This is a genomic window from Streptomyces sp. MspMP-M5 (assembly GCF_000373585.1).
In the GTDB taxonomy this organism is placed as follows: Bacteria; Actinomycetota; Actinomycetes; order Streptomycetales; family Streptomycetaceae; genus Streptomyces.
In genome coordinates, this window is the sequence record NZ_KB891854.1 from 231,117 (window position 1) to 251,554 (window position 20,438).

The 20,438-nt window shown below is 71.9% G+C and carries 17 protein-coding genes and 1 pseudogene; 10 read left to right on the forward strand and 8 right to left on the reverse strand.

All coding sequences use genetic code 11. The features are described from left to right. Nucleotides 1-202 precede the first annotated feature (202 nt). From gap to pgi, 7 genes and pseudogenes are all read left to right on the forward strand, one after another. Nucleotides 203-1,207, forward strand: coding sequence for a type I glyceraldehyde-3-phosphate dehydrogenase (gene gap / locus B073_RS0104160; protein WP_018536830.1), 1,005 nt, complete (start codon nucleotides 203-205; stop codon nucleotides 1,205-1,207). Nucleotides 1,208-1,318: 111 nt separating this feature from the next. After that, the gene (locus B073_RS0104165) at nucleotides 1,319-2,530 is read left to right on the forward strand and encodes a phosphoglycerate kinase (RefSeq protein WP_018536831.1); all 1,212 of its coding nucleotides are present in this window, start codon (nucleotides 1,319-1,321) and stop codon (nucleotides 2,528-2,530) included. Between the two features lie 6 nt (nucleotides 2,531-2,536). After that, entirely contained in the window at nucleotides 2,537-3,313 is a 777-nt protein-coding gene (gene tpiA, locus B073_RS0104170) for a triose-phosphate isomerase (RefSeq protein WP_018536832.1), read from the forward strand. Nucleotides 3,314-3,453: 140 nt separating this feature from the next. Further along, nucleotides 3,454-3,690 carry a preprotein translocase subunit SecG gene (gene secG / locus B073_RS0104175; RefSeq protein ID WP_018536833.1) on the forward strand — a complete coding sequence of 79 codons (237 nt, stop codon included), beginning with the start codon at nucleotides 3,454-3,456 and terminating at the stop codon, nucleotides 3,688-3,690. Between the two features lie 152 nt (nucleotides 3,691-3,842). Next, entirely contained in the window at nucleotides 3,843-4,178 is a 336-nt protein-coding gene (locus tag B073_RS0104180; protein ID WP_016578660.1) for an RNA polymerase-binding protein RbpA, read from the forward strand. A 224-nt stretch (nucleotides 4,179-4,402) separates the two neighbouring features. Next, nucleotides 4,403-5,762: pseudogene (locus B073_RS39065) on the forward strand (MFS transporter). Between the two features lie 57 nt (nucleotides 5,763-5,819). Continuing rightward, the gene (gene pgi, locus B073_RS0104190) at nucleotides 5,820-7,475 is read left to right on the forward strand and encodes a glucose-6-phosphate isomerase (protein ID WP_018536836.1); all 1,656 of its coding nucleotides are present in this window, start codon (nucleotides 5,820-5,822) and stop codon (nucleotides 7,473-7,475) included. Nucleotides 7,476-7,564: 89 nt separating this feature from the next. On the opposite strand, the gene pgl is transcribed toward pgi, so the two are convergent. The 5 genes from pgl to tkt are packed head-to-tail and all read right to left on the reverse strand — an operon-like array spanning nucleotide 7,565 to nucleotide 14,222. Further along, a complete protein-coding gene (gene pgl / locus B073_RS0104195) occupies nucleotides 7,565-8,371 on the reverse strand; it encodes a 6-phosphogluconolactonase (RefSeq protein ID WP_018536837.1) in 807 nt (268 codons plus the stop codon). Further along, complete coding sequence (opcA, locus tag B073_RS0104200) at nucleotides 8,368-9,432, reverse strand: glucose-6-phosphate dehydrogenase assembly protein OpcA (RefSeq protein WP_018536838.1); 1,065 nt, start codon at nucleotides 9,430-9,432, stop codon at nucleotides 8,368-8,370. The genes pgl and opcA overlap by 4 nt, the downstream gene beginning before the upstream one ends. Beyond that, complete coding sequence (gene zwf, locus B073_RS0104205) at nucleotides 9,429-10,961, reverse strand: glucose-6-phosphate dehydrogenase (protein ID WP_018536839.1); 1,533 nt, start codon at nucleotides 10,959-10,961, stop codon at nucleotides 9,429-9,431. Before zwf ends, opcA begins: the two co-directional genes overlap by 4 nt. 4 nt (nucleotides 10,962-10,965) lie before the next feature. Beyond that, nucleotides 10,966-12,084: a transaldolase gene (tal, locus tag B073_RS0104210; RefSeq protein ID WP_018536840.1), complete on the reverse strand. Its 1,119-nt coding sequence runs from the start codon at nucleotides 12,082-12,084 to the stop codon at nucleotides 10,966-10,968. A 35-nt stretch (nucleotides 12,085-12,119) separates the two neighbouring features. Further along, on the reverse strand, nucleotides 12,120-14,222 hold the full coding sequence (gene tkt / locus B073_RS0104215) for a transketolase (protein WP_018536841.1): 2,103 nt from the start codon (nucleotides 14,220-14,222) through the stop codon (nucleotides 12,120-12,122). 538 nt (nucleotides 14,223-14,760) lie between these two features. Here tkt and B073_RS0104220 point away from each other — a divergent pair. The 3 genes from B073_RS0104220 (at nucleotide 14,761) to B073_RS0104230 (ending at nucleotide 17,446) form a co-directional block, all read left to right on the forward strand. Beyond that, nucleotides 14,761-15,717 (forward strand): heme o synthase, encoded by a 957-nt coding sequence (locus B073_RS0104220; RefSeq protein WP_078507890.1) that lies wholly within the window; start codon nucleotides 14,761-14,763, stop codon nucleotides 15,715-15,717. A gap of 170 nt (nucleotides 15,718-15,887) precedes the next feature. Beyond that, nucleotides 15,888-16,274, forward strand: coding sequence for a hypothetical protein (locus B073_RS0104225; RefSeq protein WP_018536843.1), 387 nt, complete (start codon nucleotides 15,888-15,890; stop codon nucleotides 16,272-16,274). Between the two features lie 128 nt (nucleotides 16,275-16,402). Next, nucleotides 16,403-17,446, forward strand: a complete 1,044-nt coding sequence (locus B073_RS0104230; RefSeq protein WP_018536844.1) for a hypothetical protein — start codon at nucleotides 16,403-16,405, stop codon at nucleotides 17,444-17,446. Between the two features lie 43 nt (nucleotides 17,447-17,489). Here the strand turns inward: B073_RS0104230 and B073_RS0104235 are convergent, their stop codons facing one another. The 3 genes from B073_RS0104235 to B073_RS0104245 form a co-directional block, all read right to left on the reverse strand. Further along, nucleotides 17,490-18,482 carry a COX15/CtaA family protein gene (locus B073_RS0104235; RefSeq protein ID WP_037810898.1) on the reverse strand — a complete coding sequence of 331 codons (993 nt, stop codon included), beginning with the start codon at nucleotides 18,480-18,482 and terminating at the stop codon, nucleotides 17,490-17,492. An 84-nt stretch (nucleotides 18,483-18,566) separates the two neighbouring features. Continuing rightward, on the reverse strand, nucleotides 18,567-19,361 hold the full coding sequence (locus B073_RS0104240) for an ABC transporter permease (protein WP_018536846.1): 795 nt from the start codon (nucleotides 19,359-19,361) through the stop codon (nucleotides 18,567-18,569). Then, a complete protein-coding gene (locus tag B073_RS0104245) occupies nucleotides 19,358-20,317 on the reverse strand; it encodes an ABC transporter ATP-binding protein (RefSeq protein ID WP_018536847.1) in 960 nt (319 codons plus the stop codon). The genes B073_RS0104240 and B073_RS0104245 overlap by 4 nt, the downstream gene beginning before the upstream one ends. Nucleotides 20,318-20,438 lie beyond the last annotated feature (121 nt).

A 20,438-nucleotide genomic window follows, 5' to 3' on the forward strand; every position in this document is an offset into this window, starting at 1 on the left:
GGGGGCGCCTGCGTGCGGGCCGCCGGAGGGGCCGGAGCGGGCCGTGCGTCAGAGGGGCTCGAAGCCGCTCACCTGAGCATCTTTCGGCGCCGATGTCAATGTCACGTACGTCTCGTTGAGGGGGTAGGGTCGGAGTCGGTCGGGGACAGCCCATACAGCTCGCCGGTATCCAAAACCGGCGTACCAACGAGGAGATCGGTTCGTGACGATCCGCGTAGGCATCAACGGATTCGGCCGCATTGGTCGCAACTACTTCCGCGCGCTCCTGGAGCAGGGTGCGGACATCGAGATCGTCGGTGTCAACGACCTGACCGACAACGCCACCCTGGTCCACCTGCTGAAGTACGACACCATCCTGGGTCGCCTCAAGCAGGACGTCAGCCACACCGACGACACCATCACGGTCGGCAACCAGACCTTCAAGACGATGGCCGAGCGCGACCCGGCGCAGCTCCCCTGGGGTGAGCTGGGTGCCGACATCGTCATCGAGTCGACCGGCATCTTCACCAAGCGCGAGGACGCCGCCAAGCACCTCGCCGCCGGCGCCAAGAAGGTCATCATCTCCGCGCCCGCCAAGGGCGAGGACATCACCGTCGTGATGGGCGTCAACCAGGACAAGTACGACGCGGCCAACCACCACGTCATCTCCAACGCCTCCTGCACCACCAACTGTGTGGCGCCGATGGCGAAGGTGCTCGACGAGAGCTTCGGCATCGTCAAGGGCCTGATGACGACGGTCCACGCGTACACCAACGACCAGCGCATCCTGGACTTCCCGCACAGCGACCTGCGCCGTGCCCGGGCCGCCGCGGAGAACATCATCCCGACCTCGACGGGCGCCGCCAAGGCCACCGCCCTGGTCCTCCCGCAGCTCAAGGGCAAGCTGGACGGCATCGCCATGCGCGTCCCGGTCCCCACCGGCTCGGTCACCGACCTCGTCGTCGAGCTGGACCGCGAGGTCAGCAAGGACGAGATCAACGCCGCCTTCCAGAAGGCCGCCGAGGGTCAGCTCAAGGGCATCCTGGAGTACACCGAGGACCCGATCGTCTCCTCGGACATCGTGAACTGGCCGGCCTCCTGCACGTTCGACTCCTCGCTTACGATGGCGCAGGGCAAGCAGGTCAAGATCGTCGGCTGGTACGACAACGAGTGGGGCTACTCCAACCGCCTGGTGGACCTCACCACCTTCGTCGGCGGCCAGCTCTGATCACCGCCTGACGTCACCCAAGGCACCGGAATGTGAGGACGGGGCTCGCAGGGCGCGGAAACGCGTGCTGCGGGCCCCGTCCCATGACGGACTACAACGGAGTCACTTCACATGAAGACGATCGACGACCTCGCCACGGAAGGCGTCGCTGGCAAGCGGGTCTTCGTCCGCGCCGATCTCAACGTTCCCTTGGACGGCACCACCATCACCGACGACGGCCGGATCCGCGCCGTCGCCCCGACGATCGCCAAGCTCGCCGGGCTCGGCGCCAAGGTGATCGTCGCTTCCCACCTCGGCCGCCCCAAGGGCGCACCGGACCCGGCCTTCTCGCTGGCCCCGGCGGCCGCGCGGCTCGGCGAGATCCTCGGCCAGGACGTGGCGTTCGCCACCGACACGGTCGGCGAGTCGGCCGCGTCCGTGGTCGCGGGCCTGGCCGACGGACAGGTGGCCGTCCTGGAGAACCTCCGCTTCAACGCGGGCGAGACCAGCAAGGACGACGCCGAGCGCGGCGCCTTCGCCGACCGGCTCGCCGAGCTCGCCGACCTCTACGTGGGCGACGGCTTCGGCGCCGTGCACCGCAAGCACGCCTCCGTCTACGACCTGCCCAAGCGGCTGCCGCACGCCGCCGGCGACCTGATCGCCACCGAGGTCGGCGTCCTGAAGAAGCTCACCGAGGACGTCAAGCGCCCCTACGTGGTGGTGCTCGGCGGCGCCAAGGTCTCCGACAAGCTGGCCGTCATCGACCAGCTGATCGAGAAGGCCGACCGCATCCTCGTCGGCGGCGGCATGGCCTACACCTTCCTCAAGGCCAAGGGCCACGAGGTCGGCATCTCGCTGCTCCAGGAGGACCAGGTCCCGGCCTGCCTGGAATACCTGGCGCGCGCCGAGAAGCGCGGCGTGGAGTTCGTACTCCCCGTGGACGTGCTGGTCTCCGCCGAGTTCCCGGACCTCAAGGGCAAGACCCCGGCCACCTACGACGTCGTCGCCTCGGACGCCATCCCGGCCGACAAGGAGGGCCTGGACATCGGCCCGAAGACCCGCGAGCTGTACGCCGCCAAGCTCGCCGACGCGGGCACCGTCTTCTGGAACGGCCCGATGGGCGTCTTCGAGCACCCCGACTACGCGAACGGCACCAAGGCCGTCGCGCAGGGGCTGCTGGACTCGCCCGCCTTCACCGTCGTCGGCGGTGGCGACTCGGCCGCCGCCGTGCGCCTGCTCGGCTTCGACGAGAATGCTTTCGGCCACATTTCGACCGGTGGCGGCGCAAGCCTCGAATACCTCGAAGGCAAGACGCTCCCCGGCCTCGCCGCTCTGGAGGACTGAACAACCGTGAGTGACCGCACCCCGCTGATGGCGGGCAACTGGAAGATGAACCTCAACCACCTCGAGGCCATCGCCCACGTCCAGAAGCTCGCCTTCGCCCTCAACGACAAGGACTTCGACCAGGTGGAGGTCGCGGTCCTGCCGCCCTTCACCGACCTGCGGTCGGTGCAGACCCTCGTCGACGGCGACAAGCTCAAGATCAAGTACGGCGCCCAGGACCTGTCGGCGCACGACTCCGGCGCCTACACCGGCGAGATCTCCGGCGCCATGCTGGCCAAGTTCAAGTGCGCCTACGTGGCCGTCGGCCACAGCGAGCGCCGCCAGTACCACGGCGAGGACGAGGAGGTCTGCAACGCCAAGGTGAAGGCCGCCTTCAAGCACGGCGTGACCCCGATCCTCTGCGTCGGCGAGGGCCTCGACGTCCGCAAGGCCGGCAACCACGTCGCGCATACCCTCGCCCAGCTCGACGGCGGCCTGAAGGACGTCCCGGCCGCGCAGGCCGAGACGATCGTGATCGCCTACGAGCCGGTGTGGGCCATCGGCACCGGCGAGGTCGCCACGCCCGAGGACGCGCAGGAGGTCTGCGCGGCCATCCGCGGCCGCCTCGCCGAGCTCTACAGCCAGGAGCTGGCCGACAAGGTCCGTATCCAGTACGGCGGCTCGGTCAAGTCCGGCAACGTCGCGGCGATCATGGCGCAGCCGGACGTGGACGGCGCCCTGGTCGGCGGCGCCTCCCTGGACGCGGACGAATTCGTGAAGATCGTCCGCTTCCGCGATCAGTAGCAGCTATGACGACGGGCCCGGCCCGTCGTACCCTGTCGGGGCCGGGTCCGGTGTCGTGCGCACCGCGCCCGGCCCCGCACCGTCCGGCAGCGCCCGGCCGGCACGTTCCGTCCGACAGTCCTCAGAGAGTTGGTCCAGCCGTGGTCATCGGGTTCTCGATCGCCCTCATCGTCTTCAGCGTGCTGCTGATGATGTTGGTGCTCATGCACAAGGGGAAGGGCGGCGGCCTGTCCGACATGTTCGGTGGCGGCATGCAGTCCTCGGTCGGCGGCTCGTCGGTCGCCGAGCGCAACCTCGACCGGATCACCATCGTGATCGGTCTGTTGTGGTTCGCCTGCATCGTGGTGCTCGGCATCCTGGTCAAGTTCGGCAGCTGACATGCCGTCGGGGGCGCGGCCTATCATGAAGGCAGCGTCCTGGGACGGTAACTCGTGTCACTGGACGCGCGTTGGGCCTTACGTACACTGGGGCGCCCGCAGCGCAGTTGCTGTGAGAGGCACGCGGCACCATTACGCAGGGAGTTACGACCGTGGCAAGTGGCAACGCGATCCGAGGAAGTCGGGTCGGGGCGGGGCCGATGGGGGAGGCCGAGCGCGGCGAGTCCGCGCCGCGCATCCGCATCTCCTTCTGGTGCTCCAACGGGCACGAGACGCAGCCCAGCTTCGCCGGCGATGCCCAGGTGCCGGACACCTGGGACTGCCCCCGCTGTGGTTTCCCGGCCGGCAAGGACCGGGACAGCCCGCCGGACCCGCCGCGCACCGAGCCGTACAAGACGCACCTCGCCTACGTCCGGGAGCGCCGCAGCGACGCCGACGGTGAGGCGATCCTGGCCGAGGCGCTCGCCAAGCTCCGCGGCGAGATCTGACGGCTCCGCGGCGCACCGCGCACACCGCTTACGACGACCGGCCCGGCCGGAGAGGACATCGCGCCCGCTCCGCCGGGCCGTTCGCGTGCCCGGGGCCGCTCGCATCTGAGGAGCGGGGTAGGGACGTTGCCCCAGGCCCGTTGTCAGTGGCCGCCCCTACGGTTGGGAGGAGCGGCGGATCCCGCTCGGGGGTCCCGGGGAGGCGTGGTACGGGGGGGCGGGCCATGGCGCGGGCGGCGGCGGAAGCGGGCGGCGCGGCGGAGGTTGGCGCGTGCGTCCGGCGCGGCGGGTTCGGGCGGCTGTGGAGCGCCGCGGCCGTGTCCCGCTTCGGCGATGCGCTGCGGGGTACCGCCCTGCCGCTGCTCGCCCACGCGTCGACGTCCGATCCTCCCCCAAGCTCTCGGCTTCACTCGAGCAGGGAGGTGCCCCCACTGATCGCGCTGGTCGCCGCCTTCGGCTTCGCGCCGTGGCTGCTCTTCGGGCTGCTCGGCGGTGCGCTCGCCGACCGGGTGGACCAGCGGCGCGCGATGTGGGCGGTCGATGTCCTGCGCGGGCTGCTCATGGGGGGCTTCGCGCTGGCCGTGGCGGCCGGTGCGGTCGGCATCGGGCTGCTGCTGGCGCTGTCCCCCAAGCTCTCAGCTTCGTTCGAGCAGGGAGGTGCCCCCTCTCGCGCTCACCACCCTCCAGACGCTCTTCGACAACGCCGCCATGGCCCTGCTGCCCGCAGTGGTGCCCAGGGAGTCGCTGACCTCCGCCAACGCCCGTCTGATGACCGGCCAGGAGGTCGTCGGCCGGTTCGTCGGGGGACCGGTGGCGCCGCTGCTGATCGGGGTGGGCACGGCGCTGCCCTTCGCGGTGGACGCGGCGACGTACCTGATCGCCGCGGCCCTGGTGGCCTCGCTGCGCACCGGCGCATCGCCCCGGCCGCCGGCCGCCTCCGGGCGCACCCTGTGGCGGGAAATCGCCGAGGGCATACGGGCGTTGTGGGGCGACCGGGAGCTGCGCGGGCTCTGCCTGTCGGTGGCGCTGGCCAACGTCGGCGTGGGCGCGCTGATCGCGGAGCTGGTCGTGGTCGTCAAGGACTGGCTGGGCGCCGGGGACTTCGGCTATGTCGCGGTGACGACGGGGTACGGCGCCGGCACGGTGCTCGGCGGGCTGCTGACCGGCCAGTTCGTCGCCGCGGCCGGCGGCCGCATCCGCACCCTGCTGCTGGCCGGCGCGGTGCAGACCGCGGCGCTGGTGGTGTTCGGCACGGTGCGGGCACTGTGGCCCGCGGCCCTGGCGCTGGCCCTGTTCGGCTGCGCCGGCACGGTGTGGAACGTCCTGGAGACCACGCTGGTGCAGCAGCGCGCCCCCGGGGCGATGCTGGGCCGGATCAGTTCCGCCTTCCGCACGGTCTCGATCGCCGGCACACCGCTGGGCGCGCTGCTGGGCGGGGCCGCGGCGGTGGCCTGGGGGCCCAACTCCCCGGCGCTGATGGCCGCCGCGCTGCTGGGGGCGGGTGCGGTGGTGCTGATACCGCTTGTTCGGGGCGGCGACAGCACCTCGTCCGACAGCGGACAGATACCTCATACCGCGCTCTGATCCCTTAGGTTGGAGGGCGGCGGGGCCGCTAACGAGATGAAGAAGGCTGATGTCCGAATGAACGCAGAAGGCCGCGGCAGGCTCGACCAGACGCCCGAGTGGACGGCGTTGAGCAAGCACCGTGAGCAGATGGGGGAGGTGCACCTGCGCGAGCTGTTCGCCAAGGACCCCGGCCGCGCCGGGCGCTTCACCCTCCAGGTCGGCGATCTGCACCTGGACTACTCCAAGCACCTGGTCACCGACGAGACGCTGCGGCTGCTCCGCGAACTCGCCGCGGCGACCGGCGTGGCCGAGCTGCGGGAGGCGATGTTCCGCGGCCAGAAGATCAACCTCACCGAGGACCGCTCCGTGCTGCACACCGCGCTGCGTGCCCCCGGTTCGTCGGTCGTCACCAGCGACGGGCAGAACGTCGTCCCCGCCGTGCAGCACGTCCTGACGAGGATGGGCACCTTCGCCGACCGGGTCCGCTCCGGCGACTGGAAGGGCCAAACCGGCCGGCGGATCAAAACGGTCGTCAACATCGGTATCGGCGGCTCGGATCTGGGCCCCGCGATGGCGTACGAGGCGCTGCGCGCCTTCACCCACCGGGACATGCAGTTCCGCTTCGTCTCCAACGTGGACGGCGCCGACCTGCACGAGGCGGTCCGCGATCTGGACCCGGCCGAGACGCTGTTCATCATCGCCTCGAAGACCTTCACCACCATCGAGACGATCACCAACGCCACCTCCGCCCGCGACTGGCTGCTGGCCGGCCTGGGGGCCGAGAGCGGGGGAGCGGTCGCCAAGCACTTCGTGGCGCTGTCGACCAACGCCGAGAAGGTCGCCGCGTTCGGCATCGACACCGACAACATGTTCGAGTTCTGGGACTGGGTCGGCGGCCGCTACTCCTACGACTCCGCCATCGGTCTGTCGCTGATGATCGCGATCGGCCCGGAGCGGTTCCGCGAGATGCTGGCCGGCTTCCACCTCGTCGACGAGCACTTCCGCACCGCCCCGCCGGAGGAGAACGCCCCGCTGCTGCTGGGCCTGCTGGGCATCTGGTACGGCAACTTCTGGGACGCCCAGTCGCACGCCGTACTGCCCTACAGCCACTACCTCTCCAAGTTCACCGCCTACCTCCAGCAGTTGGACATGGAGTCCAACGGCAAGTCCGTGGACCGCCAGGGCCGGCCGGTCGGCTGGCAGACCGGCCCGGTGGTCTGGGGCACCCCCGGCACCAACGGCCAGCACGCCTACTACCAGCTGCTCCACCAGGGCACCAAGATGATCCCGGCCGATCTGCTCGGCTTCGCCCGGCCGGTCGAGGACCTCCAGCCGCACCTGGTCGCCCAGCACGACCTGCTGATGGCCAACCTCTTCGCGCAGGGCCAGGCGCTGGCGTTCGGCAAGACCTCGGACGAGGTGCGCGCCGAGGGCGTCGCGGAGGAGCTGGTGCCGCACCGCACCTTCCAGGGCAACCACCCCACCACCACGATCCTGGCGTCGGAGCTCAGCCCGTCCGTGCTGGGCCAGTTGATCGCGCTCTACGAGCACAAGGTGTTCGTCCAGGGCGCGGTGTGGAACATCAACTCCTTCGACCAGTGGGGCGTCGAGCTGGGCAAGGTCCTGGCCAAGCGCGTCGAGCCGGCGCTCACCGAGGGCGCGGCGGTGCCGGGCCTGGACGAGTCCACGGCCGGCCTGGTCGCCAAGTACCGCGAGCTGCGGGGGCGTTGAGCCATGAACGCCGACGGCCCCACTCCCGCGCGGGGGTGGGGCCGTCGGCGTCGGCGCGGCGCTTCCGGTGACCCGGTGCGCCGTTCTCCTCAGGAGGAGGCCGGGGGGTACAGGTCGCGCGGCAGCTGGGCGGCGGCCGCCTCGTCCAGCAGCCACAGCGTCCGGCTGCGGCCGCGGGCGCCGGCCGCCGGGGCCTGCACCTCGCCCGCGCCGGAGAGCGCGATGGCCGCGGCGTTGGCCTTGTCCTCGCCGGCCGCGAGCAGCCAGACCTCCCGTGCCGCGCGGATCGCGGGCAGGGTCAGCGAGATCCGGGTGGGCGGCGGCTTGGGCGCGCCGTGCACCCCGACCACCGTCCGCTCCTGCTCGCGGACGGCGGGGAGTTCGGGGAACAGCGAGGCGACGTGGGTGTCCGGGCCGACGCCCAGCAGCAGGACGTCGAAGGCCGGCACCGTGGCACCCGCGGCGTCGGCCGCCGACTGGTAGTGCTCCGGGCCCGTGGCGGCGGCGAGTTCGGCGGCGTACGCCTCGGCGGCGGCGTCCGCGTCATGGCCGTACGGGCCGTCCGAAGGCGCCATCGGGTGCACCCGCGCCGGGTCCAGCGGGACGCTGTCCAGCAGCGCCGCGCGGGCCTGGGTGTGGTTGCGCTCGGGGTCGCCGTCCGGAAGGAACCTTTCGTCACCCCACCAGAGGTCCAGCCGGGACCAGTCGACCGCGTCCCGGGCGGGCGCCTCGGCCAGGGCCGCGAGCAGCCCGTTGCCGTTGCGCCCGCCGGTCAGCACGACGGAGGCCGAGCCCCGGGCCGCCTGGGCATCGACGATCCTGGTGATCAGCCGGGCCGCGGCGGCCCTGGCCATCAGCTCCTTGTCGCGGTGGACGACGACCTGCGGGGTGCTCACTTGGCGGCCGCCTTCTTGGCCGGCGCCTTCTTCGCCGCCTTCTTGGCGGAGGGGTCCCCCGCCTCCCCGGCGTCCGCCGCCGGGCCGCCGTCCGCCGGGGCGGTCCGGGCCTCCGCGGCGGGCGTCCCGGCGCCCGGCACCTGGAGCCGTTCCACGCCGTACTTCAGCGCGGCGGCGTAGATGTCGTCCGGGTCGAGCCGGCGCAGCTCCTCGGCGAGCAGCTCGGAGGTCTCCCGGCGCTTGAGCGCCACCGCCCGGTCCGGCTGGCCGGGCATGGTGAGCGTGGCCAGCGAGGCGTCCGGGCGGCCCAGCACGATGGTGCCGGCGGTGGTCTCCAGCCGGACCTCGGTGAGCCCGGGGCCGCCCGAGACGGCGCGGGTGACCGGGACGTCCAGCCGGCCGGCGAGCCACATGCCGAGCAGCTCGCAGCTGGGGTTGAACTCCTCGCCCTCGACCACGGCCGAGGTGACCCGGCACGGCGACTGGTCGAGCGCCGCCGCCAGCATCGAGCGCCACGGCGTGATCCGCGTCCAGGACAGGTCGGTGTCGCCGGGGGTGTAGGTGTCGGCGCGACCGGTCAGCTCGGCGATGGGCTCCTCGGCGGCGTAGGCGTCGGTGACCCGGCGCTGGGCCAGCGCGCCGAGCGGGTCCTTGGCCGGGTCCAGCGGGGCGTTGACGGCCCACCAGACCACGACCGGGGCGTCCGGCAGCAGCAGCGGCAGCACCACGGACTGGGCGTGGTCGATCGCCTCGCCGTACAGCCGCAGCACCACCGTCTCGCCGGTGCCGGCCTCCGTGCCCACCCGCACCTCGGCGTCCAGCCGGGCCTTGGCGCGGTCGCGCGGGGTCCGGCTGACCCGCTTGATGACGACGAGCGTGCGCGAGGGGTGCTCGCGCGAGGCGTCGTTGGCGGCCCGCAGCGCGTCGTAGGCGTTCTCCTCGTCGGTGACGATGACGAGGGTGAGCACCATGCCGATGGCCGGGGTGCCGATCGCGCGGCGGCCCTGGACCAGTGCCTTGTTGATCTCGCTGGCCGTGGTTTCCGTCAGATCGATCTTCATGGCCGACGCCAGCTCCGTCCGTCTCGTGCGAGCATTTCGTCCGCCTCGACGGGGCCCCAGGTGCCCGCCGGGTACTGCGCGGGCTTGCCGTGCTTGTCCCAGAACTCCTCGATCGGGTCGAGGATCTTCCAGGACAGCTCGACCTCCTCCAGCCGCGGGAAGAGGTTGGCGTCGCCGAGCAGCACATCGAGGATCAGCCGCTCGTACGCCTCGGGGCTGGACTCCGTGAAGGACTCGCCGTACGCGAAGTCCATCGACACGTCGCGCACCTCCATGGAGGTGCCCGGGACCTTGGAACCGAACCGCACGGTCACGCCCTCGTCCGGCTGGACGCGGATGACCAGGGCGTTCTGCCCCAGCTCCTCGGTGGCGGTGTGGTCGAAGGGGGAGTGCGGGGCGCGCTGGAAGACCACCGCGATCTCGGTCACCCGGCGGCCCAGGCGCTTGCCCGTCCGCAGGTAGAACGGGACGCCCGCCCAGCGGCGGTTGTCGATCCCGAGCTTGATCGCCGCGTAGGTGTCGGTCTTCGACTTGGGGTCGATGCCGTCTTCCTGGAGGTAGCCGACGACCTTCTCGCCGCCCTGCCAGCCCTCCGCGTACTGCCCCCGGACGGTCTCCCCGCCCAGGTCCTTGGGCAGCCGGACGGCGCCCAGCACCTTGGTCTTCTCCGCCACCAGCGCGTCCGCGTCGAAGGAGGCGGGCTCCTCCATGGCGGTCAGTGCGAGCAGCTGGAGGAGGTGGTTCTGGATGACGTCGCGGGCCGCGCCGATGCCGTCGTAGTAGCCGGCCCGGCCGCCGATGCCGATGTCCTCGGCCATCGTGATCTGCACGTGGTCGACGTAGGAGCGGTTCCACAGCGGCTCGAACATGGTGTTGGCGAACCGCAGCGCCAGGATGTTCTGGACCGTCTCCTTGCCCAGGTAGTGGTCGATCCGGAAGACCTCGTTGGGCGGGAAGACCTCGTGGACGATCTGGTTGAGCTCCTGGGCGCTCTTCAGGTCGTGGCCGAACGGCTTCTCGATGACCGCGCGGCGCCAGGAGCCCTCCTTCTGGTCGGCCAGTCCGTGCTTCTTGAGCTGCTGGACGACCTTGGGGAAGAACTTCGGCGGCACCGAGAGGTAGAAGGCGTAGTTGCCGCCGGTGCCCTGGGCCTTGTCGAGCTCCTCGATGGTGTCCTTGAGGGTCTCGAACGCCTCGTCGTCGTCGAAGTCGCCGTGGACGAAGCGGCAGCCCTGGACCAGCTGCTGCCAGACCTCCTCGCGGAAGGGTGTCCGGGCGTGCTGCTTGACGGCCTCGTACACCTCCTGCGCGAAGTCCTCGTTCTGCCACTCGCGACGGGCGAAGCCGATCAGCGAGAAGCCCGGTGGCAGCAGACCCCGGTTCGCGAGGTCGTAGACCGCGGGCATCAGCTTCTTCCGTGACAAATCGCCCGTGACGCCGAAAATGACCAGGCCCGACGGCCCCGCGATACGCGGGAGCCGTCGGTCCGCGGCGTCACGGAGCGGATTCGCTCCATGATCAGCGGTCAAGGGATCAGCCCTCCGAGGGAGCGAGGCGCGCCAGCTCCGCCTCGGTCGACTTGAGCAGGTCGTTCCAGGCGGCCTCGAACTTCTCCACGCCCTCGTCCTCCAGGAGCTGCACGACGTCGTCGTACGAGATCCCGAGCGCGGCGATCGCGTCGAGGTCGGCCTTGGCGCCGGCGTAGGTGCCGCGCACCGTGTCGCCGGTGATCTCGCCGTGGTCGGCGGTGGCCTCCAGGGTGGCCTCCGGCATGGTGTTGACGGTGCCCGGCGCGACCAGCTCGTCCACGTAGAGGGTGTCCTTGTACGCGGGGTCCTTCACGCCGGTGGAGGCCCACAGCGGACGCTGCTTGTGGGCGCCCGCCTTGTCGAGGGCGGCCCAGCGGTCGGAGGAGAAGACCTCCTCGTACGCCTGGTACGCGAGCCGGGCGTTGGCCAGGGCGGCCTTGCCCTTGAGGGCCTTGGCCCCGTCCGTGCCGAGCTTCTCCAGGCGCTTGTCGATCTCGGTGTCCACCCGGGACACGAAGAACGAGGCCACCGAGCGGATCAGGGACAGGTCCAGGCCCGCGGCCTTGGCCTTCTCCAGACCGGCGAGGTAGGCGTCCATCACCTCGCGGTAGCGCTCCAGCGAGAAGATCAGCGTGACGTTGACGCTGATGCCCAGGCCGATCACCTCGGTGATGGCCGGCAGGCCCGCCTTGGTGGCCGGGATCTTGATCAGCGTGTTCGGCCGGTCCACCAGCCACGCCAGCTGCTTGGCCTCGGCGACGGTCGCCGCGGTGTTGTGCGCCAGCCGCGGGTCCACCTCGATGGAGACCCGGCCGTCCTGGCCACCGGTGGCGTCGAAGACCGGGCGCAGCACATCGGCCGCGTCCCGGACGTCCGCCGTGGTGATCATGCGGAGGGCTTCCTCGACGGTGACCTTGCGGGCGGCGAGGTCGGCGACCTGCTGCTGGTAGCCGTCGCCCGAGGAGATCGCCTTCTGGAAGATCGAGGGGTTGGTGGTGACGCCGACGACGTGCTGCTGGTCGATCAGCTCGGCCAGATTGCCGGACGTGATGCGCTTGCGCGACAGGTCGTCCAGCCAGATCGCCACGCCTTCGTCGGAGAGGCGCTTGAGTGCGTCTGTCATGGGTTTAAGCATCTCCTACTTGTCGTTTACGGGCGTCAGCGCGCGGCGTCGGCCAGCGATTCGCGGGCGGCGGCGGCCACCGCTTCCGGGGTGAAGCCGAACTCGCGGAAGAGGAGCTTGCCGTCGGCCGAGGCGCCGAAGTGCTCCAGCGACACGATCCGGCCGGCGTCGCCGACGTAGCGGTACCAGGTCAGGCCGATGCCCGCCTCCACCGCCACCCGCGCCTTCACGGACGGCGGCAGCACGCTGTCCTTGTACGCCTGGTCCTGCTCCTCGAACCATTCCACCGACGGCATCGACACCACGCGGGTCGGGACGCCCTCGGCCTGCAGCTGCTCGCGCGCCGCCACGGCCAGCTGCAGCTCGGAACCGGTGGCGATCAGCACGGCCTGCGGCTCGACGGCCTGACCGTCGACCGCTTCGGCCTCGAAGCGGACGTAGCCGCCCTTGGCGGTGTTCTCGTCGGCCTCGTACGTCGGCACGCCCTGACGGGTCAGCGTCAGACCGTGCGGGGCGCCCACACGGAACTCCTTCGTCCAGCGGCGCATGATCTCGCGCCAGGCCAGCGCGGTCTCGTTGGCGTCGGCCGGGCGGACGACGTTCAGGCCCGGGATGGCGCGCAGCGAGGCCAGGTGCTCGACCGGCTGGTGGGTCGGGCCGTCCTCGCCCAGGCCGATGGAGTCGTGCGTCCACACGTACGTCACCGGCAGGTGCATCAGGGCCGACAGCCGGACGGCGTTGCGCATGTAGTCGGAGAACACCAGGAAGGTGCCGCCGTAGATGCGGGTGTTGCCGTGCAGCGCGATGCCGTTCATCTCCGCGGCCATGGAGTGCTCGCGGATGCCGAAGTGGACGGTGCGGCCGTACGGGTCGGCGCCCGGCAGCGGGTTGCCCTCCGGCAGGAACGACGAGGTCTTGTCGATGGTGGTGTTGTTCGAGCCGGCGAGGTCGGCGGAGCCGCCCCACAGCTCGGGGACGACCGCGCCCAGCGCCTGGAGGACCTTGCCGGAGGCGGCACGGGTGGCCACCGCCTTGCCGGTCTCGAAGGACGGGAGGTGGTCCTCCCAGCCCTCGGGCAGCTTGCCCGCGGCGATCCGGTCGAACTCGGCGGCGCGCTCGGGGTTGGCGGTGCGCCAGGCGGCGAACGCCTTCTCCCACTCGGCGCGGGCCTCGCGGCCGCGGTCCAGGGCGCGGCGGGTGTGCGCCAGCACCTCGTCGGCGACGTCGAACGACTTCTCCGGGTCGAAGCCCAGCACCCGCTTGGTGGCGGCCACTTCCTCGTCGCCCAGCGCGGAGCCGTGCGCGGCCTCGGTGTTCTGGGCGTTGGGGGCCGGCCAGGCGATGATCGAGCGGGCCGCGATGAACGACGGGCGCTCGGTCTCCGCCTTGGCGGCCTCCAGGGCCCTGGCCAGACCGGCCGGGTCCAGGTCGCCGTTGGGCAGCTGCTCGACGCGCTGCACGTGCCAGCCGTACGCCTCGTAGCGCTTGAGGGTGTCCTCGGAGACGGCGGTCTGGGTGTCGCCCTCGATGGAGATGTGGTTGTCGTCCCACAGCATGACGAGGTTGCCGAGCTTCTGGTGGCCGGCCATGGAGGACGCCTCGGCGGCGATGCCCTCCTGGAGGCAGCCGTCACCGGCGACGACATACACCATGTGGTCGAAGGGGGAGGTGCCCTGCGCCGCGTCGGGGTCGAACAGGCCGCGCTCGTAGCGGGACGCCATCGCCATGCCGACCGCGTTGGCGACGCCCTGGCCCAGCGGGCCGGTGGTGGTCTCCACGCCGGTGGTGTGGCCGTACTCCGGGTGGCCCGGGGTCTTCGAGCCCCAGGTGCGGAAGCCCTCCAGGTCCGCCAGCTCCAGGCCGTAACCGGCCAGGAAGAGCTGGATGTAGAGGGTCAGGCTGGAGTGGCCCGCGGAGAGGACGAACCGGTCCCGGCCGGTCCAGTCCGCGTCGGCGGGGTCGTGCCGCATCAGCTTCTGGAAGAGAACGTAGGCGGCGGGCGCCAGGCTCATGGCCGTACCCGGATGGCCGTTACCGACCTTCTGCACGGAATCCATGGCCAGGACGCGGACGGTGTCCACCGCCCGCTGGTCCAGTTCGGTCCACTCGAAATCTGTGGTGGTCGGCTTGGTGCTCACCCTGAGTCAGGGCTCCTCTCCACATGTCGAACGCGGACGGCAGATCCGCCCAGGCGGTGTCGAGCCTACCCCCGCGAATGCGCCCGCCTTTTCGACGCTCAGTCGGCGATTCAGACGCTCAGTCGGTGCTCAGTCGGCGGTCCTGGCGCTCACTCGGCTGGTGGTGTCGCGCTCGCGGGAACATCTGTCGCTTCGGGCAACCAAAACGGCACTCGGTACATTCCCGGCGCGGGCCGCGCGCAGGGGCTTCGGACTCGCTCATCTAGGTCCAGACTGCCGGGCCGGGGGCGCCCGCGCCTCCCGAACGCCCGGCGGACGAGCCGGGAAAGCTCGGGACATTCCGTCGCCGGGCCCGTCCCGGGAGCCGCCGTGACCGCCCCGCGGCCGGGCGCCCAACACGACCCCACCCCCGCGAGAGCCGCCGTATGGCCAACGTCTAAAGTGGCGTGGTAAGCGCAAGCCTTTACCGGGTGTTCACCGCCGGCGGAGCTTGCTGGCCTCATCTCCGCGGCTGCGGCCGCAGACGTTACTTCCAGGGGTGTGCGTGACGGCCGTCGAAACCCGTCCTGCGGGGGGGCTCTCTCAGGTCCCCGGGAGTCCCGGTAACCGGCCGTTCGGGGCCCGGCTCAAGGGGTTCATCGCGCTGACCAAGCCGCGGGTCATCGAACTGCTGCTGATGACGACGGTGCCGGTGATGTTCCTGGCGGCCGGCGGGGTGCCGGACCTGTGGCTGGTACTGGCCACCTGCGTCGGCGGCTACCTCTCCGCCGGCGGCGCCGCCGCGTACAACATGTACCTCGACCGCGACATCGACGCGATGATGGACCGCACCTCCCAGCGTCCGCTGGTGACGGGCGTGGTCTCGCCGCGCGAGTGCCTGGTCTTCGCCACCGCCCTCGCGGTCGGCTCCACCGCGTGGTTCTGGTTCCTCGTCAACCCGCTGTCGGCGATGCTGTCCCTCGGGGCGCTGCTCTTCTACGTCGTCGTCTACACGATGATCCTCAAGCGGCGGACGAGCCAGAACATCGTCTGGGGCGGCATCGCGGGCTGTATGCCCGTCTTCATCGGCTGGTCCTCGGTGACCGGCACGGTCTCGTGGGCCTCGTTCATCCTCTTCCTCGTCATCTTCTTCTGGACGCCGCCGCATTACTGGCCGCTGTCGATGAAGGTGACCGACGACTACAAGCGGGTCGGCGTGCCGATGCTGCCGGCGGTGGCGGGCAACAAGGTCGTCGCCCGGCAGATCGTCGTCTACAGCTGGGTGATGGTGGCGGTCTCGCTGCTGCTCCAGCCGCTGGGCTACACCGGCTGGTTCTACACCGGCGTCGCGCTCGCCTGCGGCGCCTTCTGGCTGTGGGAGGCGCACGCCCTCCAGGCCCGCGCCAAGGCCGGCGTCACCGGCGCCAAGCTCAAGGAGATGCGGCTCTTCCACTGGTCCATCACCTACGTGTCGCTGCTCTTCGTCGCGGTCGCGGTGGACCCGTTCCTGCGCTAGGGCGAGACGGATCTTCGCGGCCTCGCGGCCTCGCGGCGTTCGGTGCACGCACTCCGCCTGCCCCGGCTCGGCTCCTTGGATCGATTCCTCGGAAGCCGGGCCGTTCGCGTGTGTGCCGAGGCGGGCGGGTGTGGGGGATCACCCTTACAAAAGTGCTACCGGTGGGTAGCATGCTGTTCATGGCAGACACCCAGCAGGCGGACGAGCAGGCGGCGGGCGGCGCGGCCGCCGCGACCACGGCCGAGAAGCGGGCCGACAAGCAGGCGGCCCGGCTCGCCCGGCAGATCCGCGCCTTCGCCAGCTCGCACGGCGGCAGCGCCGAGGGCCAGCTCGCCCACATCGGCCGCGGCCGCACCCGGATCGCGCTGGTCGGCGCCAACGGCGAGTGGGGCAACCTCGTCGCGGACAGCTACTCCGCCGCCGAGAAGGCCGCCGAGCTGGCCGGCATCGCCCTCCAGGACGCCTTCGACGGCGAGCTGGCGGCCAAGGTCCGCACCGGCCGCTACGAGTGGTCCCGGATGGCCGGTATCCAGCTGGGCGGCCCGGCCAACGCCTGAGCCGCGCGCCCGCCCCGGTGCCGTGCGCCGGGGCGCATCGCCCGCTACCTCACCACCCGCTCGGCCGTTAAGCTCACCAGGCGCGGTGGACCGGCCACGCCCGGCGGGCTGACGGCGAGGAGAGGCGGATGGACACACTCCCCCCGCTCATCGACCAGTACAGTCACGGCGCCGTCCACGGTGAACTCGGCCTCGGTTCCTTCGAGGCCCATCTGGCCGCCGCCGTCGGTGCCCAGGGTCCGGCCCCCGCGGGCACCAGCCACTTCGACACCCGCACCGGACTGGCGTTACGCCGCTGGTGCCCCCCGCTGCTCGGCCTGGAGCCGCACTGTGCGCCGGTGCGCTATCTGGCCCGGCGGCGCGCGGTCGGCGCCTTCCGCGCGGGCCGGACGCTGCTCCGCGGCACCGGCATCGGCACGTTCCTGGTGGAGGCCGGCGCACCCGGCGGCCTGACCTCGGCGGCCGAACTCGCCGCCGCCGCGCAGGGCCGCGCCCATGAGGTCGTCCGCCTGGAACCGCTCGCCGAACAGGTCGCCGACACCTCCGGCAGCGTCGACTCCTTCCTCGGCTACACCGCCGAGGCCCTCTACTCCGCCGCCCAGCACGCCACCGCCTTCGCGTCCGGCGCCGGCTACTGCGAGGGGCGGGCCCCGGAGGCGGGCGAGGTGCGGCGGGCCGCGGACCGCTGGCTGCGCGGGCGCCGCCCGGGGGAGCCGCTGGGGGAACCGGCGCTCGTCCGGCACCTGTTGTGGAGCGCGGTGGCGACCGGGCTCCCGGTGCAGCTGCACTGTGCCGATCCGCAGCCGCTGGCGGCCTTCCTGCGGGCCACCGCCGGGCTCGGCTGCGATCTCGTCCTGCTGCCCCGGGCCCCGCACCACCGGCGGGCCGCGCAGCTCGCCGCCGTGCACCCGCACGTCTACGCGGACGCCGGGCCGTGCCCCGAGGAGACGCTGGGCCAGGCGCCGTTCGGCAAGCTGCTGTTCTCCTCGGGGGCGCGCGGGCTGCCCGAGCTCTACGTCACTGCCGCGCGGCTCTTCTCACGGGCCATGGCCCGCGTCGTGGGGGAGTGGACCGCCGAGGGCCTGTGCGCCGCCGCGGACGGGCGGCGGATCACCGAACTGGTCGGCTCGGGGACCGCGCGCCGGGTCTACCGGCTGGCCCCCGCGGCGTAGGTGTTCCCGGGCGGGTCCTAGACCGCCTGTTCCCGGGCGGGTCCTAGACCGCGGTGGTGGCGGCCGGCCGGGCCTTCGCGGTCTCGCCGTCGGCGAGTGCGTCCAACGTGGCGGGCACCGGGCCGCGGTCGCGCAGGGCGAGGAAGATCCGCAGCGTCGCGATCCAGACCAGCGTCGAGCCGAACATGTGCAGCCCGACGACCAGCGTCGGCAGGCTCAGGAAGTACTGGACGTAGCCGACGACGCCCTGGAAGGCGAGGGTGCCGAACAGGGCCAGGGTGGCGCGGCGCGGGGCCCGCGGTGCCTTGATCGCGCGCAGGGTGAAGAACAGGGCGACCGAGAGCCCGACGACGACGTAGACGAAGTCGACGTGGAGCTGGGTCACTTCCTGCCAGTCCAGCGGGATCCGGTGGACCTTCCGGGCATCGCCCGCGTGCGGGCCGGTCCCGGTGACGACCGTGCCGATCACCGTGAGGGCGGCCACCGCCACCACCAGCACCCAGGAGAGCTGCCGGACCGCCGGGGACACCAGGTCGCGCGGCTCCTCGTCGCCCTCCTTGGCGCGCTGCCAGGCGAGGACGCAGACGGTCAACAGGGCGCTGGTGAGCAGGAAGTGCGCGGCGACAAGGTAGGGGTTCAGGCCGGTCAGCACGACGATGCCGCCCCAGACCGCGTTGCCCATCACGATCCAGAACTGCGCCCAGCCGAGCCGGGTGAGCGAGCGGCGGTGCGGCGCGCGGGCCCGGGCCGCCACGATGAACAGCCCGATGAAGGCGCACAGGACGTAGGTCAGCAGGCGGTTGCCGAACTCGATGAGGCCGTGGACGCCCATCTCGGCGGTCGGGGTGAGGCTGTCCGGCGTGCACTGGGGCCACGTCGAGCAGCCCAGCCCGGACTCGGTCAGCCGGACCGCTCCGCCGGTCACGACGATGACCACGGCCATCACGACGGTGGCGAGCGCCGCCCGCTCGACGAAGCGCGCGGAGGGCTGCCAGCGGCGGGCGATCAGCTCAAAGGGATTCAGCGTGTTCGGCACGGGAGCCATCGTAGGCGGGCCGCTTGTGCGAGTTTTCACGAGGGTCGGGTTGCGGGCGTTCCGGCCGGTGGGCCGGGGTGCCCGCTACTCCCAGCGGAAGAACCGGGCCGCCGCGCCCAGCCCCAGCACGGCCCAGACCGCGAGGATCCCCAGGTCGGCCCAGGGCAGTGCGGCGCCGTGCTGGAGCACCTCCCGCAGGCCGTCCGAGAGGGCGGAGATCGGCAGGAACTGGAGCACTTCCCGGGCGCCGGCCGGGAACTTGTCCAGCGGGACGATCACCCCGCCGCCGACGAGCAGCAGCAGGAAGACCAGGTTGGCGGCGGCCAGGGTGGCCTCGGCCTTGAGGGTGCCGGCCATCAGCAGGCCCAGCCCGGAGAACGCGGCGGTGCCCAGCAGGAGCAGCAGGACCACGGAGACCGGGTTGCCGTGCGGGGACCAGCCCAGCGCCAGGGCGACCGCGGTCAGCAGCACGACCTGGAGGACCTCGGTGACCAGCACCGCGCAGGTCTTGGCGGTCATCAGCCCCCAGCGCGGCAGCGGCGAGGCGGCCAGCCGCTTGAGCACGCCGTAGCGCCGCTCGAAGCCGGTGGCGATGGCCTGCCCGGTGAACGCCGTGGACAGCACGGCGAGTCCCAGGATGCCCGGGGCGAGGAAGTCCACCGACCGGCCGGCGCCGGTGTCGATGATGCGGACGGCGGAGAACAGCACCAGCAGCAGCGTCGGGATGATGACGGTCAGCAGCAGCTGCTCGCCGTTGCGCAGCAGCATCCTGGTCTCCAGGGCGGCTTGCGCGCGGATCATCCGGGGCAGCGGAGCCGCCCCGGGGCGCGGGGCGAACGTGCCGGTCGCGGCACCGGCACCGGTCTCGACGGCAGTCATGCGCGCAGCTCCTTGCCGGTCAGTTCCAAGAAGACGTCCTCCAGCGTGTGGCGCTCGACGGCTATCGCGTCGGGCAGCACGCCGTTCTGGGCGCACCACGAGGCCACGGTGGCCAGTAGTTGCGGGTCGATCCGGCCCTGGACGCGGTAGGTGCCGGCGGTGAGTTCGGCGGCGGCGCACCCGGCGGGCAGGGCCTTGAGGAGCGAGGCGATGTCCAGGCCGGGGCGGCCGGAGAAGCGCAGGCTGTTCTCGGCGCCGCCCCGGCACAGTTCCTCAGGGCTGCCCTGGGTGACGACCCGGCCGCCGTCGATGATCGCGACGTCGTCCGCGAGCTGCTCGGCCTCGTCCATGAAGTGGGTGGTCAGCACCACGCTGACGCCGTCGGCGCGCAGCTCCCGGACGAGGTCCCAGGTGGCGCGGCGGGCCTGCGGGTCGAGGCCGGCCGTCGGCTCGTCCAGGAACACCAGCTCGGGGCGGCCGACCACGGCCATCGCCAGGGCCAGGCGCTGCTGCTGGCCGCCGGACAGCCGCCGGTAGGGCGTCCGTCCACAGCTGCCCAGCCCCAGCCGCTCGATCAGTCCGGGGACGTCGAGGGGGTGGGCGTGCAGGGTGGCGGTGTGCCGGAGCATCTCCTCGGCCCGGGCGCCGGCGTAGACGCCACCCGACTGGAGCATCACGCCGATCCGGGGGCGCAGCGGGGCGGCGTCGGCGACCGGGTCCAGGCCCAGGATGCGGACCCGTCCGGAGTCCGGGCGCCGGTAGCCCTCGCAGGTCTCGACGGTGGTGGTCTTCCCGGCGCCGTTCGGGCCGAGGACGGCGGTCACGGTGCCGCGTGCGACGGTGAGGTCGAGCCCGTCCACGGCGGTCTTGGTGCCGTACCGCTTGACCAGGCCGACGACCTCGACGGCGGGCTCGCCGGCGGAGCGGGGGGCGTCCCCCGGGGAGGTGCTGGGCATGCCGGGAAGTCTACGGAGCGGGCCGGGGCGCCGGGAGCGGGGGCCGGAACTGCTCCGGGATCGGGTGGGCGGATGCGCGGGCGGCCTACCGGTGACCGGCGGCGGTTCCGGAGCGTGACGA

Coding starts and splice junctions, on each gene's coding strand:
- B073_RS0104225 (WP_018536843.1), top strand. CDS start 15,888: ATGCTGTTCATGGCAGACACCCAGCAGGCGGACGAGCAGGCGGCGGGC.
- B073_RS0104230 (WP_018536844.1), top strand. CDS start 16,403: ATGGACACACTCCCCCCGCTCATCGACCAGTACAGTCACGGCGCCGTC.
- opcA (WP_018536838.1), bottom strand. CDS start 9,432: ATGAAGATCGATCTGACGGAAACCACGGCCAGCGAGATCAACAAGGCA.
- B073_RS0104240 (WP_018536846.1), bottom strand. CDS start 19,361: ATGACTGCCGTCGAGACCGGTGCCGGTGCCGCGACCGGCACGTTCGCC.
- tal (WP_018536840.1), bottom strand. CDS start 12,084: ATGACAGACGCACTCAAGCGCCTCTCCGACGAAGGCGTGGCGATCTGG.
- B073_RS0104245 (WP_018536847.1), bottom strand. CDS start 20,317: ATGCCCAGCACCTCCCCGGGGGACGCCCCCCGCTCCGCCGGCGAGCCC.
- pgi (WP_018536836.1), top strand. CDS start 5,820: ATGAACGCAGAAGGCCGCGGCAGGCTCGACCAGACGCCCGAGTGGACG.
- B073_RS0104165 (WP_018536831.1), top strand. CDS start 1,319: ATGAAGACGATCGACGACCTCGCCACGGAAGGCGTCGCTGGCAAGCGG.